The 14,279-nt window shown below is 64.9% G+C and carries 18 protein-coding genes and 1 pseudogene; 9 read left to right on the top strand and 10 right to left on the bottom strand.

All coding sequences use genetic code 11. The features are described from left to right. Positions 1 to 5 precede the first annotated feature (5 nt). Positions 6 to 269 (bottom strand): type B 50S ribosomal protein L31, encoded by a 264-nt coding sequence (locus tag WBB07_RS10155; RefSeq protein WP_526307212.1) that lies wholly within the window; start codon positions 267 to 269, stop codon positions 6 to 8. Next, a complete protein-coding gene (gene mrf / locus WBB07_RS10160; protein WP_526307214.1) occupies positions 266 to 1,459 on the bottom strand; it encodes a ribosome hibernation factor-recruiting GTPase MRF in 1,194 nt (397 codons plus the stop codon). The genes WBB07_RS10155 and mrf overlap by 4 nt, the downstream gene beginning before the upstream one ends. Before the next feature lie 108 nt (positions 1,460 to 1,567). Between mrf and rpmB the strand changes: the two genes are divergently transcribed. The 5 genes and pseudogenes from rpmB to WBB07_RS10185 form a co-directional block, all read left to right on the top strand. Next, entirely contained in the window at positions 1,568 to 1,804 is a 237-nt protein-coding gene (rpmB, locus tag WBB07_RS10165; RefSeq protein WP_526307216.1) for a 50S ribosomal protein L28, read from the top strand. After that, positions 1,804 to 1,974 carry a 50S ribosomal protein L33 gene (gene rpmG, locus WBB07_RS10170; RefSeq protein WP_526307218.1) on the top strand — a complete coding sequence of 57 codons (171 nt, stop codon included), beginning with the start codon at positions 1,804 to 1,806 and terminating at the stop codon, positions 1,972 to 1,974. Before rpmB ends, rpmG begins: the two co-directional genes overlap by 1 nt. A gap of 1 nt (position 1,975) precedes the next feature. After that, complete coding sequence (gene rpsN, locus WBB07_RS10175) at positions 1,976 to 2,281, top strand: 30S ribosomal protein S14 (RefSeq protein ID WP_526307220.1); 306 nt, start codon at positions 1,976 to 1,978, stop codon at positions 2,279 to 2,281. Next, the gene (gene rpsR, locus WBB07_RS10180; RefSeq protein ID WP_526307222.1) at positions 2,281 to 2,529 is read left to right on the top strand and encodes a 30S ribosomal protein S18; all 249 of its coding nucleotides are present in this window, start codon (positions 2,281 to 2,283) and stop codon (positions 2,527 to 2,529) included. The genes rpsN and rpsR overlap by 1 nt, the downstream gene beginning before the upstream one ends. Before the next feature lie 45 nt (positions 2,530 to 2,574). Further along, positions 2,575 to 2,970: pseudogene (locus WBB07_RS10185) on the top strand (DUF222 domain-containing protein); the annotation flags it as partial. Between the two features lie 67 nt (positions 2,971 to 3,037). Here the strand turns inward: WBB07_RS10185 and WBB07_RS10190 are convergent. Both WBB07_RS10190 and WBB07_RS10195 read right to left on the bottom strand, forming a co-directional pair. Beyond that, positions 3,038 to 4,492: a catalase gene (locus tag WBB07_RS10190; RefSeq protein ID WP_526307224.1), complete on the bottom strand. Its 1,455-nt coding sequence runs from the start codon at positions 4,490 to 4,492 to the stop codon at positions 3,038 to 3,040. Between the two features lie 87 nt (positions 4,493 to 4,579). Further along, positions 4,580 to 4,924 (bottom strand): hypothetical protein, encoded by a 345-nt coding sequence (locus WBB07_RS10195; protein WP_526307226.1) that lies wholly within the window; start codon positions 4,922 to 4,924, stop codon positions 4,580 to 4,582. A 151-nt stretch (positions 4,925 to 5,075) separates the two neighbouring features. Between WBB07_RS10195 and WBB07_RS10200 the strand changes: the two genes are divergently transcribed. After that, positions 5,076 to 5,249, top strand: a complete 174-nt coding sequence (locus WBB07_RS10200) for a CsbD family protein (RefSeq protein ID WP_526307228.1) — start codon at positions 5,076 to 5,078, stop codon at positions 5,247 to 5,249. 236 nt (positions 5,250 to 5,485) lie between these two features. Here the strand turns inward: WBB07_RS10200 and WBB07_RS10205 are convergent, their stop codons facing one another. The 3 genes from WBB07_RS10205 to WBB07_RS10215 are packed head-to-tail and all read right to left on the bottom strand — an operon-like array spanning position 5,486 to position 8,931. Beyond that, positions 5,486 to 6,571 (bottom strand): DUF4185 domain-containing protein, encoded by a 1,086-nt coding sequence (locus tag WBB07_RS10205; protein WP_526307253.1) that lies wholly within the window; start codon positions 6,569 to 6,571, stop codon positions 5,486 to 5,488. 55 nt (positions 6,572 to 6,626) lie between these two features. Then, positions 6,627 to 7,661 (bottom strand): aspartate-semialdehyde dehydrogenase, encoded by a 1,035-nt coding sequence (locus tag WBB07_RS10210; RefSeq protein WP_526307255.1) that lies wholly within the window; start codon positions 7,659 to 7,661, stop codon positions 6,627 to 6,629. Positions 7,662 to 7,665: 4 nt separating this feature from the next. Beyond that, entirely contained in the window at positions 7,666 to 8,931 is a 1,266-nt protein-coding gene (locus WBB07_RS10215) for an aspartate kinase (RefSeq protein WP_526307230.1), read from the bottom strand. 96 nt (positions 8,932 to 9,027) lie between these two features. Here WBB07_RS10215 and WBB07_RS10220 point away from each other — a divergent pair, with 96 nt between their 5' ends. Further along, the gene (locus WBB07_RS10220; RefSeq protein WP_526307232.1) at positions 9,028 to 9,639 is read left to right on the top strand and encodes a nitroreductase family protein; all 612 of its coding nucleotides are present in this window, start codon (positions 9,028 to 9,030) and stop codon (positions 9,637 to 9,639) included. Positions 9,640 to 9,738: 99 nt separating this feature from the next. Next, positions 9,739 to 10,755, top strand: a complete 1,017-nt coding sequence (locus tag WBB07_RS10225) for an Lrp/AsnC family transcriptional regulator (RefSeq protein ID WP_526307234.1) — start codon at positions 9,739 to 9,741, stop codon at positions 10,753 to 10,755. A gap of 41 nt (positions 10,756 to 10,796) precedes the next feature. Here WBB07_RS10225 and WBB07_RS10230 read toward each other — a convergent pair whose 3' ends face one another. Together WBB07_RS10230 and WBB07_RS10235 are read right to left on the bottom strand one after the other, a co-directional pair. Then, positions 10,797 to 11,288, bottom strand: coding sequence for a hypothetical protein (locus WBB07_RS10230; RefSeq protein ID WP_526307236.1), 492 nt, complete (start codon positions 11,286 to 11,288; stop codon positions 10,797 to 10,799). Continuing rightward, positions 11,285 to 12,319, bottom strand: coding sequence for a hypothetical protein (locus WBB07_RS10235; protein WP_526307238.1), 1,035 nt, complete (start codon positions 12,317 to 12,319; stop codon positions 11,285 to 11,287). Before WBB07_RS10235 ends, WBB07_RS10230 begins: the two co-directional genes overlap by 4 nt. Before the next feature lie 115 nt (positions 12,320 to 12,434). On the opposite strand from WBB07_RS10235, the gene WBB07_RS10240 reads away from it, so the two are divergent. Continuing rightward, the gene (locus WBB07_RS10240) at positions 12,435 to 12,905 is read left to right on the top strand and encodes a hypothetical protein (protein ID WP_526307240.1); all 471 of its coding nucleotides are present in this window, start codon (positions 12,435 to 12,437) and stop codon (positions 12,903 to 12,905) included. A 150-nt stretch (positions 12,906 to 13,055) separates the two neighbouring features. On the opposite strand, the gene WBB07_RS10245 is transcribed toward WBB07_RS10240, so the two are convergent. Continuing rightward, positions 13,056 to 14,200, bottom strand: a protein-coding gene (locus WBB07_RS10245; RefSeq protein WP_526307242.1) for an IS3 family transposase whose coding sequence is annotated in 2 segments (ribosomal slippage) — positions 13,056 to 13,933 and positions 13,933 to 14,200 — 1,146 coding nt in all. Because the reading frame shifts where the segments join, the coding sequence is not laid out codon by codon here. Positions 14,201 to 14,279 lie beyond the last annotated feature (79 nt).

Raw genomic sequence — 14,279 nt, forward strand, 5'->3', positions numbered from 1 at the left:
CGGCCTCAGGGCCGGCGGCGCTCACCAAATCGCTTGCGGAACTTCTCGACCTGACCGGCCTTGTCGAGAACACGATTGCCACCGGTCCAGAACGGGTGCGAGTCCGACGTGACGTCGACGATCACCAGAGGGTAGGTCCGTATCCCGTCGGGTGTCTCCCAGTCGACGGTCTGCGCACTGGTGAGCGTGGAACCGGTGAGAAAGGCCGTGCCCGTTGTCGCGTCCTGGAAAACCACCGGGTGGTAGTCGGGGTGGATGTTGGGTTTCATGCGTGTCCTCCTTCGGCGCCGCGCTGACTGTCGGCAGTGACTTCGGTGGTGTCGTAACAGGGTTCGGTGTGCCAGTCGCCGAATGGATCGTCGTAGGCCGCCCATCCGTTCGGTCGGTTCATCTCGTCATCGGTGAGCAGGGCCGTGTGCAGCGCACCCAGCACATCATCGGGGTCGGCCCCGCACACCAGCACGGTCATGGACGTGTGCCGGTCCCCGAACCGGTACTCCCAGATCAGGTCGGCGAGGGCGCGGCGTTCGGGGTCGACATAGGCGACCTCACTGGATGTCATGGCGGCCAGCCATTTTCCGGCGTTGCTGACCCGCAGACCCCCGCCCGCCGATTCCAGGTACATGGCGTGCCCGGCGCGGTTGGCCAACCAAAGCCGGCCCCGGGCCCGCACCACCCCGTCGAGCAGCTTGTCGAGCGCATCGTGGAGGCGACGAGGATGGAAGGGGCGCTGGGCACCGAACTCGATCAGCTGCACCGGGCCGTCGGCATGTAGCGGCGGCTCACCGGACAACAGTGGTCCGTGCGGGTGATCGACACGGCCGCAACGTGAGTCGGGCTCGAGATTGGCCAAAGCTGTTTCCACCCGGCCTGCGCCTGCGGTGATCCGCGAGCGCGGGGCCAGCCGTTGCAGCACCGCGAGCACCATCGGTTCCGGCCGGTCCACCACCAGCACGTCGGCGAACTCCGCCTGACACACCGCCACTTGTGCCCGCGTGCGTCCGTCCTCGAGCTCCTCGTCACCGAGCGCGTGTTCCAGCCAGGTGTCGGAGTCGATGCAGACCACCACCGCGGCGATGAAAACATCGCGAGCCGCCGGACCGTCGATATACCCGGGTCCCACCCGCACCGGCACCCGATCGATCGCAAAACACACCGGCTCGGGCTCCATCGACGAGGGCAGGTGCACGACGATGCGTGTCACGTCGTCACGACGGTGCAGTTGCCGCAGCAGGATCAGCAGATCGTTGCGAATGGTGCACGAGACACATCCGTGCGCCAGCTCCAGTGCCGCCTCTGCCGTGGTCGAATGCCCACCTCGACGGGTTGTCATCGTCCGTCGCACGACGTGGCCGTCGAACCGGTGCTCGACCACCAAAGTGCCCGGCTGGCGGAGCAATACGCCAGCCGTTGCATCGGTGTCACCCAGCCCGCAGACCAACACCACCGGGGTACGCACATCACCCTCCGTTATTGGGAATCATTTTCACTTAAGCGATGTTCACGCTACAGTGCACAGGTCTGCTTGTCGAAAATGATTCCCAATAACCGTGGAGGGGGCGCACCGATGTCCGCGCATTGCCAGGTGACCGGCCGAAGCCCTGGCTTCGGGAACACCGTGTCGCATTCCCACCGCCGCACCCGCCGGCGCTGGAACCCGAACATTCAACTCAAGACCTATTACCTACCGTCGGAGGGCCGCCGAGTCCGACTGCGAGTCAGCACCAAAGGCATGAAAGTTATCGACCGGGACGGTATCGAAGCCGTGGTGGCCCGGCTACGCCAGGAAGGACAGAAAATCTGATGGCTGGAAAGAGCACCGACGTCCGGCCCGTCGTCAAACTCATGTCGACGGCAGGAACCGGATACACCTACGTCACCCGCAAGAATCGACGCAACGATCCCGACCGGCTGGTTCTGCGCAAGTACGACCCCGTAGCCCGCCAACACGTCGACTTCCGCGAGGAGCGCTGACATGGCCAAGCGGTCCAACATCGTCAAAAACGAGAAACGCCGTGAGATCGTCGCACGCTACGCCGACCGGCGTGCGGAACTGCGCCGAATCATCAAGTCCCCCAACAGCACCGCCGAGCAGCGAGCGACGGCCATGACGGAGCTGATGCGCCAGCCCCGCGACGCCTCACCGGTGCGGGTGCGCAACCGCGATTCGGTGGACGGCCGGCCACGTGGTCATCTGCGTAAATTCGGCCTGTCGCGGGTGCGGGTACGCGAGCTCGCCCATCGCGGCGAACTGCCCGGCGTCCGGAAGTCGAGTTGGTGATGGCACGTCTCAAACGCCGACCGGCGCCGGATCCCAAGCGGCCCAAGCGCAATCTGCTCACCAGCATGGGACGCGAGACCGTCGACTACAAAGACACCAATACCCTGCGGACCTTCATTTCCGAGAAGGGGAAGATTCGGTCTCGCAGCGTCACCGGGCTGACGGTGCAACAGCAGCGCCAGGTCGCAACCGCGATCAAGAACGCCCGCGAGATGGCGCTGCTGCCGTATCCGGGTCAGGTCCGCTAGCCTTTGGGTCCGTTTTTTGTCGGACTCCTCTGCTTTGATGGGGGTATGTCTTCCACTGCAACATCTTTGGCCGCTGCCGGGACACCTCCCGGTAAGCGGCTGGAGGTGTTGTTCGACGAGTTGGCGGAGTTGACCGGACACCGTAACGCCGTCGATGGCCGGATCGTGGAGATCGTCGCCGAAATCGACCGTGACGGGTTGTGGGGTGGCACCGGAGCCCGGGCGGTGGCGGGGTTGGTGGCCTGGAAACTCGGGGTGTCCTCAACCCACGCGGCGACGATCACCGCAGTGGCGAGTCGGGCCGAGGAGTTCCCGCGGTGTGTGGCCGCACTGCGCGACGGGCGCGTGTCCCTGGATCAGGTTGGTGTCATCGCCGAACACGCCGCCACCGGTTCCGATGCCCACTACGCCGAACTCGCCGCCAGCGCCACTGTCAACCAACCCGGCCAGCGACAACTAGTCGTTATGGGTGGCGGTCGACATTGAGTGGGGAGCCACCCATCCCCGCCTATCCGCCGTTGAGCTTGTCGCGCACCCCTTCTTCTACTTTTTTACCGAGGTCAGGGTCAACGTTGTGCCAGTACTCGAACACCCGCGACAGCACGGGTTCCCTCACTCCCTTGGAAACGTGACCGATGATGTTGTGAGCCAGCCGGTCTCGTTGTTTGTCATCAAGCACCTCCCGCACCAGCGTGCCGGGCTGACCCCAATCATCGTCTTCGGCGCGCAAGGTATACGCCGTGCGCACCATGTCGCCGTCAGACACCCAGTGCGCTTCGGCGGCGCGCTTGGCGTCGGCGACCGGCCCGCCCATCGAGTTCGGTGCGTACACCGGGTCGGTGGCGTTGCGGATCCGCATCGCACCGTCCTTGCTGTAGCTGTTCACCTCGACATGCGGCTCGTTGACCGGAATCTGCTTGTAGTTCACGCCGAGTCGGGCGCGGTGGGCGTCGGAATAAGAGAAGCCTCGCGCCAGCAGCATCTTATCCGGGCTCAGACCAGTGCCCGGCACGATGTTGTTGGGCTCGAACGCGGCCTGCTCGATCTCGGCGTGATAGTCGGTGACATTACGGTCGAGCACCAGCTTGCCGACGTCGATCAGCGGATAGTCTTTGTGCGGCCACACCTTGGTGAGGTCAAACGGGTTGTACCGGTAGGTTTTTGCCTCTTCGAACGGCATGATCTGCACTTTGAGGGACCAGCTCGGAAAGTTACCGTCCGCGATCGCACTGTACAGGTCGCGCTGGTGGTAGTCGCCGTCCTCCCCCGCGAGTCGGTCGCCGTCCTCCTGCGTCAGGAAGTCGACGCCCTGATCGGTCTTGAAATGGTATTTCACCCAGAACAATTCACCTGCGGCGTTGATCCAGCTGTAGGTGTGGCTGGAGTAACCGTTCATGTGCCGCCACGACTTCGGGATGCCACGATCGCCCATCAGCCAGGTCACCTGATGCGCCGACTCGGGCACCAATGTCCAGAAATCCCACTGCATGTGGTGATCACGCAGGTTCGTCGCCTGCATGCGCTTCTGACTACGGATGAAGTTCTGGAACTTCATCGGGTCCCGGATGAAAAACACCGGGGTGTTGTTCCCCACCATGTCGAAGTTTCCCTCGGAAGTGTAGAACTTCAGCGCGAATCCACGCGGGTCACGCCAGGTGTCCGGGCTACCGCGCTCACCGGCCACCGTCGAGAAGCGGATCAAGGTGTCGGTCTTGGTCCCGGGTTGCAGGAACGCGGCCTTGGTGTAAGCACTGACATCGTTGGTCACCTCGAAATGGCCGAACGCGCCGCCGCCCTTGGCGTGCGGTTGCCGCTCCGGGATGCGCTCCCGGTTGAAATTGGCCATCTGCTCGATCAGGTAGTGGTCCTGCAGCAGCAACGGGCCATCGGGACCGACCGACAGCGAATGCTCGACACTGGGAACCGGGGCGCCGCCGTCGGTGGTGGCAAACTTTTCGGGCATCTGCGATTCATCTCCTCGCTCGTGGTGGGCTGTCCACGCCGCAATCGAGAAGGGATTACCCGCTCTACCCCGAGACGTACCAGCAGGTCAGGGACGGGCCGGCGGCCGTGGGGGCGGCGACGGCACCCATTCGCCGGGTCCGGAGGAGCCGAACAACGCACCCGGGCCACCCGGTCCCATCATGGGCGGTCCGGACCGGCCGTCGAACATCATGTCGTGGTGGCCGTGACCGCCGAAGGCCCCTCCGCCGCCCGATACCCGGCCGAGGATGAACCCAGAGAAGAAGACCACGGCCACGATGAACACCACTCCCGCCACGATGCCCACCCAGGCTGCGACCAACGTCACACGGTTGCGCTCAGCTCGGACGGCGACCACTTCTGGAGTCGGTGTTTCGGCATGTGAGGACGCCTGTTCAGGTAATTGACTCATGCCGCGATCATCCTGCGCCGACCACAGCGGCGGCTAGGCGACAGCTATGGAATGGCTGTGAAGGTTTCAAATGGGTGCCTCGCGAGGTACTCCGTCCCCGGCGGGTTCACCACGAGCCCGATTTCCACTCCTGAGATACAAGGGGACAAATATGGGCGCCGACGACAAATTCAGCAACAAGATCGACGACCTGGGCGGTAAGGCCAAAGAGGGCCTCGGCAAGGTCACCGGTGACAAGAGCACCGAAAACGAAGGCAAGCTCGACCAGGCCAAGGCCGGCCTCAAAGACGCCGGCGAGAAGATCAAGGATGTCTTCAAGAGCTGAGCAGCCTCGACCCAAAAGTGGCCGCCGATTTCGGCGGCCGCTTTTGTGCGTCACTGACCTTCTACCGACGGCTCTACTGGTTAAGCCCGTCGGCAGCGGCTACCCAGAATTGGGTTCGCTGCTTCGACGACGCACCATTCTGGAGCAGGCCCAGCGAAACCCCGCAGCTTGAATGTTCAGACCACGAGCGTTCACTGCTGCGGGGCTTTGTCTTCGATTTGGCACCGCTGTAGCTGTCAGCGCATGGACCAGGGCTTGAGCGGGTTCACCGCGAACTGGATCACCCGGTACGGGGCGCGCTCTCGAGACTCCGTGTTCCACTGACTGACAAAAACCCGCACATCGTCGAGTGTCGACGCCGGAGAGATGTAGCCGCCGTACGGCTGGGCCAGTTGGTTGATCTCCGGCGGTGGCAGGCTCTCGGCGGGTTCAGGCCAGGCATACGCGCGCACCACCGTGGTCACCGGTGCAGTACCGAGGCCCGTGGGGTCATTGGCCACCCGAATCTCCATATTGCCGGTGCTGGCATTGAAATACGACAGCACGGTCTTGCCGTCGAGTTGACGCACACTCATCTCGCCGACGCGGTCCGGCCACAGCGGGGTAGGCGGTTTGTTCCAGCCTTCGAATGCCGACCAGCCCTGCCACTTCGACCGATCGGTGAAGTCGGCCGGCGGTACCCGGTACAGCATGACGGGCCCACTGCGGTCGAAGTTGTTGGCGACGATGTACACAAAGCCGGTTTCGGAGTCCGGCGTCGGGATCGGGTCGTAGTAGCCGCTGATCTGCGACTGCATGCCGTCGGCGTAACCGGCAGTACGCTCGGAACCCGGTATCGTCGGCCAATCATCTTGCGATGCTTGCGCTTTCACCAACCGTGAGGTCTGCGGCCGCAAGCTCGCGGTGGTGGTGACCAACAGGTAGTTCTCCCGGTTGATCGAGACCACCCCGGCCGGGAGCTGTGACCAACCCGGCGGCGTCGGGTCGGCCAGCAGCGGCGAGAACACCCCGCTGACGCCGGTGTAGCGCACCCCGCCAGGCGCGTCGAGCGATGCGCGGTCGACGTGCAGGGCCACCGGTGAGTACCACCCGCCGAAACCGACACCTTGGCCGGCGAAACTGTCACCGCACACCTGGAGAAGTTCGGTGGGGAACTCCATGAACTCACAGAGATCGGTGGCGCCGATACCGTAATCCCTTGTCGGGGTTCCGGTACCGGCGATCGGTCCGATGCGGATCACCTGGCCGGGTTGCAGCGCAGGCAGGCCGGACTCCGGTGTGGCGTGCAAAATCGGAGCCGTCAGCAGCGCCGAAATCGACAAAAGGGCGCACAGCACTCGTACTTTTCCGCCCAAACGTGAGTTTCGGCGCAAGGTACTAGAGCTGGGCGGCCAGCAGCTCGGCGATCTGAATGGTGTTGAGAGCCGCACCTTTACGCAGGTTGTCACCGGAGACGAACAACGCCAGACCACGGCCGTCGGGCACGCCGGGATCCTGGCGGATGCGGCCCACCAGCGAATCGTCGGCACCGGCGGCGGCCAACGGGGTCGGCACGTCGGTCAGTGTCACACCGGGTGCGGCGGCCAGCAGCTCACGGGCCCGCTGCACCGAAAGTGGCCGCTCGAACTCCGCATTGATGCTCAGCGAGTGACCGGTGAACACCGGCACCCGCACGCAGGTACCGGACACCAACAGCTCCGGGATGCCGAGGATCTTGCGACTCTCGTTGCGCAGCTTCTGATCTTCATCGGTCTCACCGGAGCCGTCGTCGACCAGCGCGCCGGCCAGCGGCACCACGTTGAAAGCGATGGGCGCCACGTACTTCACCGGTGCGGGGAACTCCACCGCACCACCGTCGTGCACCAGCTGCTCGGCACCGTCGATGACGGCGCGGGCCTGCGAGGCCAGCTCTTCGACACCGGCGAGCCCGCTACCGGAGACCGCCTGGTAGCTGGACACGATCAGCCGGGTCAGACCGGCCTCGTCGTGCAGCGGCTTGAGCACCGGCATTGCGGCCATGGTGGTGCAGTTCGGGTTGGCGATGATGCCCTTCGGACGCACCCCGGCGTCACGCGCGAAGTTCACCTCCGAGACCACCAGCGGCACGTCCGGATCCTTGCGCCACGCCGAGGAGTTGTCGACCACCACAGCACCGGCGGCGGCGAAGCGCGGCGCCTGCACCCGCGACATGGTGGCCCCGGCCGAGAACAGCGCAATATCGATACCGGAGACATCGGCGGTCTCGGAATCCTCGACCTCGATCTCCTGGCCGCGGAAGGGCAGCTTCTTGCCCGCCGACCGCGCAGAAGCGAAGAACCGCACGCTGCTGGCCGGGAAGTCCCGTTCCTCCAGCAGGGTGCGCATTACCTGGCCGACCTGACCGGTCGCGCCGACGACAGCGATGTTCACCATCAGATCAACGCCCTGTTCCGCCGTAGACGACAGCAGCTTCATCGCTTCCGAGGCCAAACGCCTCGTGCAACGCGGCCACTGCCTTGTCCAATTCCGTGTCCTTGACCAGCACCGAGATCCGGATCTCCGAGGTGGAGATCAGGTCGATGTTGACACCGACCTCGGCCAGCGCCTCGCAGAACTTCGCGGTGACGCCAGGGTGGCTGCGCATGCCGGCGCCGATCAGCGACACCTTGCCGATGTGGTCGTCGTACAGCACGCGGGTGAAACCGATCTCGTCCTGCAGCGAGGTCAGCTTCTCCACCGCGCCCGGGCCGTTGTCGCGGGCGCAGGTAAAGGTGATGTCGGTTTTGCCGTCCTCCACCTTCGAGATGTTCTGCAGCACCATGTCGATGTTGACGTCGGCGTCGGCGACGGCGCGGAACACCTGGGCCGCGTATCCGGGGACGTCGGGCAATCCCACGACGGTGACCTTCGCTTCGCTGCGGTCGTGGGCAACTCCGGTCAGAATGGCGTCTTCCATGGCGATGTCCTCGATCGATCCTTTGACGATGGTCCCGGGCTTGTCGGAGTACGACGAACGCACGTGAATGGGCAGGTCATAGCGGCGGGCGTACTCGACACAACGCAACATCAAGACCTTGGCGCCGCACGCCGCCATCTCGAGCATCTCTTCGAAGCTCACGGTGTCGAGCTTCTGGGCATTGGGCACGATCCGCGGATCGGCGGTGTACACCCCGTCGACGTCGGTGTAGATCTCGCAGACATCGGCGCCCAGCGCCGCGGCCACCGCGACGGCGGTGGTGTCGGAGCCGCCACGGCCCAGCGTGGTGACGTCCTTGGTGTCCTGGCTGACGCCCTGGAAGCCGGCGACGAGGACGATCTGCCCTTCGTCGAGCGCCGCGCGCAGCCGCGTGGGGGTGACGTCGATGATCTTGGCGTTGCCGTGGGTCCCGGTCGTGACGACGCCGGCCTGCGAACCGGTGAAGGATCGGGCCTGGGCGCCGAGCGATTCGATGGCCATGGCGACCAGCGCATTGGAGATCCGCTCGCCGGCGGTCAGCAACATGTCCAGCTCACGCGCCGGCGGCGCCGGGCATACCTGCTTGGCCAGATCCATCAGGTCATCGGTGGTGTCGCCCATCGCCGAGACGACCACGACGACGTCGTTGCCGGCCTTTTTGGTCTCGACGATGCGCTCGGCAACGCGCCGGATCCTATCGGCGTCAGCCACCGAAGATCCGCCGTATTTCTGCACGACGAGCGCCACAATCCGCCCTTTCAGGGGTGCTTGGAGATCGGTATCGATTCCGAACAAGGATAGATGAGACAAGCACCTGGTTTTCCCCACCGGTAACTTCGGGACATGCCCTCGCATTCCTCCGACCGGTTGGCCACCACCTCGGTGCCCATCCATCCGCCGATCGCCGCGCGATGGAGCCCGCGGGGGTTCGATCCCGAAGCCACCCTCGCCCACGGTGATCTCCTGGCCCTTCTCGAAGCGGCACGCTGGTCAGCGACCTGGGGCCGACGGCAGCCGGTGCGGTTTGTGGTGGGCATCCGCGACGACCAGACGTTCACCGCCCTGGCCGGCCTGCTCAATCGCGGCAACAGCTACGCCAAGGCCGCCAGCGCCCTGATCCTGGTGTGCACCGACGAGGGCGAGGACGACCGCACTGCCCGGTACGCCGGAGTGGACGCGGGTGCAGCGATGGCAAACCTTGCCATCGAGGCGACATCGCGCGGGCTGCACACCCACCCGATGGCCGGCTTCGACGTCACCGGAGCTCATCAGTCCTTCGACATCCCCGGTCAGGTACAACCACTGGCCATAGTTGCTGTCGGCAGACTCGGCGACCACGAGGTGGCCTCCGAGATCGCCGACCGCGATTCGCTGCCTCGGGAACGACTACCGCTGAGCGAGATCGCCTTCACCGAACGGTGGGGCGCCCCGTTACCTACCGACTTGGAGCGGTGATTCCGTTCTCGACCGATCCGAATCATTACGATTCCGGTTGTGCCCGTGACATGTTCGGAAATATTGTAATGTCGGCGGCATGCCGCAAGAGCTGCAGGGGTGACGCCACATAGGCGGGAGATCACGCACACGCTGGAGACCGACGCGCGCACGACAGATCCTCCCGCCACCGATCTCGAACTGATCGATCTGCTCCAGGTCGACGGTCGCATGCCATTCACCGAACTGGCGCGCCGAATGCAAGTGACGGAGAAAACCATCCGGCGCCGTGTGGCCCGGCTACTGGATGCCCACTCCATCGCGATCGTCGCGGTAGCCGATCCAGCAGCACTCGGATTTGATTGCATGGCAATGGTTTTGATCATAGTGGACGGATCCCGACCACCTGTGGACATCGCCGCCGAACTGGTGGCGGTCCCCGAGATCGACTACGTGACCGTCACCTCGGGGCCATTCGCCATCCAGGCCGAAGTGGTGTGCACCGACAAACAAGAGCTGCATGACATTGCCTACGCCACCATCGGCTCCGCGGCGGGGGTGGCTGCCGTCGAGGTTCTGCCGTACCTGCGGGTGCACTATCAACAAAGCCGCTTCCCCCGCCCCACCCTCAACGGCGTCGGACCCAGCCCCCTGGATGACACCGATCGCAGGATCATCGCGCACCTGGCCGACGACGGCCGGGCATCCTTTCGGGACTTCGCATCCACCATGGGTGTGTCGGAGGCCACCGTGCGGATGCGCTACGCCAAGCTCGTCGAATCAGGAGTGGTGCGGGTGACGTGCATCGTCAACCCGCTCCGCCTGGGGTACCGATACACCAGCTGGGTGGGAGTCCGAGTCGGGCCGCAAGCGCGCGCCCAGGATGTCGCTGCGGCCCTGGCCGGGCTGGACGCGGTCACGTCCGTGGCGATCACCGCCGGCCGATTCGATGTGCTGGCCGAAGTCGTCACAGAAACGGGAGAGTCGCTACTGTTTTTGCTGGACAACAAGATTCGCCCCATCGCGGGCGCCACCGTCATTGACTCCTGGATGTACCTCACGTTGTTCCACAAAGTCGTCCGCCCCCGTGCAGCCGGAGCGGAGACCGTCAACCGCAGCGATAGCCAGCCAGCCTGAGCACCGAAGCGCACATCACCGAACCTCGGCACTGCAGCCGCTCAGTTGACACACGCATTGTTGAGTTCGGTGATCTCCTGGCTGAGCCGGGCGTTGAGGAAGTTCATCTCGTGCACCAGTGCCGGGGTAGGCGCACCCGGCGTGTAGGCGTCGGCTTCCGCGCGCAGGCTGGGCAGTTTGGCGACAAACTGTGCGGCCAGATCCGCGGCCCGGATCGCCGATCCGGCCAGATCCGGATCGGTGACAGCCTGGGCGCGTTGCGCCATACCATCGGCCCACTGTTGGTAAGCGACGTCATCGGCGACGGTGGGCAGTTCCGCGGAGTCATCGGTGTGCTGGGCAATCTGGTCAGCCTGGGCCTGGTTGAACTCGAGCAGGTCGACCACCGGCCGACAAGCCTCCGACGTGCGGTTGAGCACCGTCTCCGAGATGACAAGAGCGGTCACCGCGACGACCACACATGCCAGGGCGATCCACCACCGCCGGTTCAACTTCTGCCACTTCACCGAGGTCACTGTATCCGGTGCAGTCATCGAAAGAGGTCCGCCGCGGCAGCGGCAACCTCCTGCACCAACGTCTGCCCGGTGCAGTTGCCCTGCCCACCGGCGACATCGACCGCCGGGCGGATCCGCAGATCGCCGGTGTCCACCAGAGCGCCGTTTCCGCGGCGGCGCTGCAGGTCGGGACCGACAAAGACCAGCGCCGAGCACCCATCGCGATCCAGATACACCTCGACGTCACCGACGCGGATCAGCCCGCGGCCGGCAGTGCTGATGTCGACCACCCGCGGCCGCAGCGACACCGTGATCGGCATCGTCGCAGCGCCGCGGTCCCGACCGAGGCCGAACGCGCACCGATACGGGGTACCGGCCGAAATGCTCCATTGGTCGATGACGTAACCCTCGAGTGCCGTCAGGATCTCGCACGGATCACGTTCGGCCAGCGCCGTGGTGTAAGCCGCTGCCCCGTCGCGCACCGGCAACGGAACGTCCGCCACCCGGGCCGCGACCACCGACGCGACCCGGCGCACCATGTCGCAGTCGAATTCAGAGGCCATACCGACCCGCAGATAGGGCTGCTCGGGACCCGCCAGCGGACTGGCACCCGGGACGTCCGAGAGCCCCAGGGGCACCAGGTACTCACACGCCCCGGGATAGGACTCCAGTACCGGAATACCCTGCTCCCGAAGCACTTCCGGTCCTTGCGCCTCTGCCAGCTCCACCGTCGCGGTGATCACGCTGGGCCACGGATTCCCCGCCACCTTCACTTCGACGTCACACTCGTCGAAGGCAAAAAGTGTTCCCATCAACCGGATTTCGCCGATCCGGGCCAGGCTTTGCTGGTTGACCAGCCCGCAGACGTCCAGCCGCCGCAGCGCCCGCAGATACGCCAGCCGGATCTCGTCGGCAGAGCTGACCTGCTGACCGTAGGTCGGCGGGTCACCTTCGAAGAAGGCAGCCTGCTCGTCGCCGGAGGCACCGATGGTTGCCACACCGGGGAGGTAGTGGGCGCAGCCGCTCAGCACCAGGGCGGCGCCGAACAACGCCGCCAGGACGCGCTGCATCTCTGGGATTGTGGCACAGACCGGTCGACGAGCCTGAGGGACGAAGGCGAAGACGGGCCGGTCCCAAGTACGGCGCGTAACCCACCGTTTCCCGCCGCCGTCTACGGTGCGCCCCATGGCGACCCTTGACTTGGCCACCCGGCTTCGGCAGCAGAGCACCCTCGGCGCTGTCGCCGCGGAGCTGCCCTGGGAATCCGAACTGAGTGAGCTGGCCGACCAGGACCCTGAATTCAGTGCCGCCGGCGTACTGGCCATCGACGGCGACCTGGTGGCTGAGGGCCTCGACGTCAAACTGGACAACCTCTACCCCAACGACCTCGAACGCCCGTCGCAGTTCCTGTTGCTGGTGCGGGGCTCGATGCGGGTGCGTTCTGTGCTGAACACCGACTTCGACGGCGGCACTCATCTGGTGGTCTTAGGCGATCTGGAGACCGACTACCTGGTCACTTTGGATCAGGAGACGTTCGTCGGCGGTGCACTGCGATTGCGTCGGGCGTGGTGGGGTATCGGCGAGGCCGGTCGTCTGATGGTCCGCGGGCCGATCTCCGCGCCTGCCCTGATTGCCTTTTGTGTACAGACGGTATGACCGGCAAGATGCGCTCTGCCTGGGCGGGCTGATGACACTCCACTCGCAAGACGATTGGCCCTTCACAAATCGACAGGGGTGGACGTGGCAGTGGCGAGTCCCCGTTTCTGAGTCCACCCGTTCTTGGAGTCGGGTTGGTGTGATCCAGTTTCAGTTGGTGCTGCAGGCCACCGGGGTGTGGCTACATCTGCAGACGGCAGCGTACTCGGCCGGGGTTCGGTAGCCCAGGGCCGAGTGGCGGTGCCGGTGGTTGTGTTCGGTCTTGAAGTCGTCGATGACCACGCGGGCCTCGAGCACCGTGTTCCAGTGGTTGCGGTTGAGGCACTCCTTGCGTAGTCGGTTGTTGAAGGATTCGATGTGTCCGTTGTTCCACGGCGTTCCCGGCGGGATATAAGACATGTCGAACCGTCCGTCGCAGAACTGTTGCAGCGCTTGGGAAATAAACTCCGGACCGTTATCCATCCGCAGCACCGCCGGCGGACCGCCGGCCGCGGCGAAGACCTTCGTGAGCTCGTCGACCAGTCGGTCGGCGGTGATCGACCGCTCGACGATGTTCAGCAGCGACATCCGGGTGTGTTCGTCGACCATCGACGCGATCTTGATGGCCTTGCCGTCGATGGTGGAGTCGAACTGGAAGTCGATCGCCCACACCACGTTCGGGGCGTCGGCGTCGATCGGCGGGATCGAGGACACCCCCGCCCGCTTGCGGGGACTGTGCACCCGCACCTGCAGCCCTTCCTCGCGCCACAGCCGGTGGATCTTCTTCTTGTTAACCTCACGGCGCTCGTCGTACCGCAGCGCTGCCCAGGCACGCCGGAACCCGTGGCACGGGTGTTTGGTGGCGTAGGAGCGCAGCCAGGCCCGGATCTCGACATCAGGATCAGCAGGGGTCTCTGCTTGGGGCAGACGGCGGCGGGTGGAGCGGGCCAGCCCAACCGCTTTGCACGCCAGCCGTTCCGACATGCCCAGCGTGGTAGTGAGCATATCGACGGCGCGGCGCTTGGCAGCTGGGCTCAGAATTTTCCCTTGGCGACCTCCCGCAAAGCATCTTTGACCAGCTCGGCCTCGGCCAAGAGTCGCTTGAGGCGGGCATTCTGCTCGCGGAGCTCCTTGAGTTCTTTGGCGGCGTCGGTGTCCATGCCGCCGTAGGAGCGGCGCCAGTTGTAGAGCGTCGCCGGCGAGACCTCGAGTTCGGCGGCAATCTCCTCGCCGGTCTTGCCCTCCGCGGTCAGCTCATCCGCACGGCGCAGTTTGCGCACGATGTCTTCTGCGGAGTGCCGCTTCCGACCAGCCATACGTTCATCGTCCCTTCTCGCCCGACATCGGGCCACAGGACTCTAGAACTTGCTGGACTCATTCAGCGGGAACACGCCA

The sequence above is a fragment of the Mycobacterium sp. genome, assembly GCF_049647605.1.
Lineage (GTDB): Bacteria > Actinomycetota > Actinomycetes > Mycobacteriales > Mycobacteriaceae > Mycobacterium.